The following is a 1735-nucleotide window of genomic DNA, read 5'->3' as shown; positions in this document are numbered from 1 at the left end:
CGATCTGGAGCTGCGGGCCGAAGTCGACATAGTCCGCGACCTGCACGGTCACCTTCATCAGCCCGTCGAAGGTCTGATAGGTGCGATTTCCCTTCGGGCCGCCCTTCGTCAGGCCGTGCTCCTGGGCGAGCAGCGCATCGAGCTCACCCAGGTCGGTCATGGTGTGACCGCGAAAGCGGCCGATCCGGGCGGAAAGCTCATCGGCGAAACGCATAATCCTGCGCACGACTTCATCTTCGAGCTTGTGTGCGGGCTTCACCATTTCGAGCGGTACGAGCGCGCCCTTGGCATCCGCCATATAGCGGTTTCCTCCGACATCAATCGTGCCGTCATCGGCGTTCGTGACTGTCTCGGTCATAGGTACTCTCCGTTTCTTTGGTCGAGGGCGGAGCGGCCCGGTGCCGGGTCGCCCATGAGGGTGGCGGTGGGGTCAGGGTGGCTGGTCAGCAGGTGGTCGAGCATCGGGCTCACCCGCCAGCGCCGGCCGAACGGGCCGGCGGAGCTTTTGGAGCAGGCGCCGGCTGCGGCCGCTCGGCCGCCTCCCGCCGCAGCGCCTCCCTTTGGCGCAGCTCCATGTCGACGGCGACGATCAGCCGGGCGATGGAGTGCACCAGGTCGGCGCGGCTTGTGCCGCCCGAGAGCAGCTTGGCGCCGACCTCGGCCGCCGCGATCGAGGCCGGCGTGTCGGGGCCGCGTCCGTCGAAGACGCCGGCCAGGATCTCGTCGACCAGATCGTGCAGGGCCTCGCTCATGCTGCCGACCCTCCACCATCGGGAGCCGCCGGCACCGGACGAGGCACGATCGGCAGCCGCTTGACCTTGCCGCTGGCGAGATCCGCTTCCGATACCATCGCCGGGCCGCAGACCTGGCTCGCCTCCATGCCCCGTGCGGTTCGCGCCGCGTCGCGCAGCGCGAGGCGCAGCAATCCGGTCATCGCGGGTTGCAGCGCCAGCGAGCCGTCCGGCCTCGCATTGGCGTCGATCCACCCGATCAGGGTTCTGATGTCGTCGGACAGCATCAGCAGCCTCCTTTCAGCCGTGAGTGAGGGCACCCGGCGCGGCAGGCGTGGAACATCCGGACGCGGTGCGCGCTGGTCGGCGCGTACGCCTTGCCCTGCCAGTCGAGGCAAAGGTCCCGGCTAAGCTCGCCGACCACGGGGCAATCGACGGTCAGCCCCATCAGCGCGCCGCGCACGCGTTCCTCGATCCGGGCGAGATCGCCCAGGTATCGAGCGTTGATCACCTGGCTGACGGTCGGCTGGCTGTAGCCGATGCGCTTCGCCGCACCTGCCAGTCCCTCACGGTCTGCCAGTGCTGCCAGTTCCCGCACCCAATCGGGCAAGGACTCCCCCCAGGCGGCGCGCGCCTTGTCGATCATGGCGGCCGGCGTCATGGCGCGACCTCCTCGGCGACTGCCTCGGCCGGCCCATAAAGCGCATTGTCGTTAGGGTCGTAGACGACATGCGTGCGCAGCAGCTTCGGCGCCAGCGGGCCGCTCGCCATCGAGGGCTTGAGCCGCCATTTCGCGGGGCGCGGGCCGACGCTCTCCTGCAGGACGGTCAGATAGCCGGCACCCGCCAGGTGCTTGACGTAGCTCTGAGCCGTCACCACCGGCACCGTGACCTCGTCAGTGGCGGCGAACGTCGCCAGCTCATGCGCGGTGAAACCGTCGCGCAGCAGATTGCGCATGGTGTTCCACATCAATTGGTTGGCCGGCGTCGGCGCCTGCGAGCCGT

At 68.8% G+C, this 1735-nt stretch carries 4 protein-coding genes and 1 pseudogene; all 5 read right to left on the bottom strand.

Translation table 11 applies throughout. The annotated features are described in order from the left end of the window. Positions 1-358 (bottom strand): DUF3164 family protein (locus tag TSB10P1A_RS13845; protein ID WP_186388533.1); only part of this gene is annotated, 358 nt, incomplete at its 3' end. Between the two features lie 109 nt (positions 359-467). Then, complete coding sequence (locus tag TSB10P1A_RS13840; protein WP_208987102.1) at positions 468-752, bottom strand: hypothetical protein; 285 nt, start codon at positions 750-752, stop codon at positions 468-470. Next, complete coding sequence (locus TSB10P1A_RS13835) at positions 749-1018, bottom strand: hypothetical protein (RefSeq protein WP_186388532.1); 270 nt, start codon at positions 1016-1018, stop codon at positions 749-751. Before TSB10P1A_RS13835 ends, TSB10P1A_RS13840 begins: the two co-directional genes overlap by 4 nt. Further along, the gene (locus TSB10P1A_RS13830) at positions 1018-1392 is read right to left on the bottom strand and encodes a LysR family transcriptional regulator (RefSeq protein WP_186388531.1); all 375 of its coding nucleotides are present in this window, start codon (positions 1390-1392) and stop codon (positions 1018-1020) included. Before TSB10P1A_RS13830 ends, TSB10P1A_RS13835 begins: the two co-directional genes overlap by 1 nt. Further along, positions 1389-1735 (bottom strand): annotated as a pseudogene (locus TSB10P1A_RS13825) (hypothetical protein); the annotation flags it as partial. The pseudogene TSB10P1A_RS13825 and the gene TSB10P1A_RS13830, both read right to left, overlap by 4 nt.

The organism is Stappia sp. TSB10P1A (assembly GCF_900185725.1).
Lineage (GTDB): Bacteria > Pseudomonadota > Alphaproteobacteria > Rhizobiales > Stappiaceae > Stappia.
The sequence above is the reverse complement of the archived record's forward strand: the minus strand, read 5'-3'. Positions and strand labels throughout refer to the sequence as shown.

What these genes read in the sequence shown, in the direction of transcription:
- TSB10P1A_RS13830 (WP_186388531.1), bottom strand. Translation starts at nt 1,392, where the DNA reads ATGACGCCGGCCGCCATGATCGACAAGGCGCGCGCCGCCTGGGGGGAG.
- TSB10P1A_RS13840 (WP_208987102.1), bottom strand. Translation starts at nt 752, where the DNA reads ATGAGCGAGGCCCTGCACGATCTGGTCGACGAGATCCTGGCCGGCGTC.
- TSB10P1A_RS13835 (WP_186388532.1), bottom strand. Translation starts at nt 1,018, where the DNA reads ATGCTGTCCGACGACATCAGAACCCTGATCGGGTGGATCGACGCCAAT.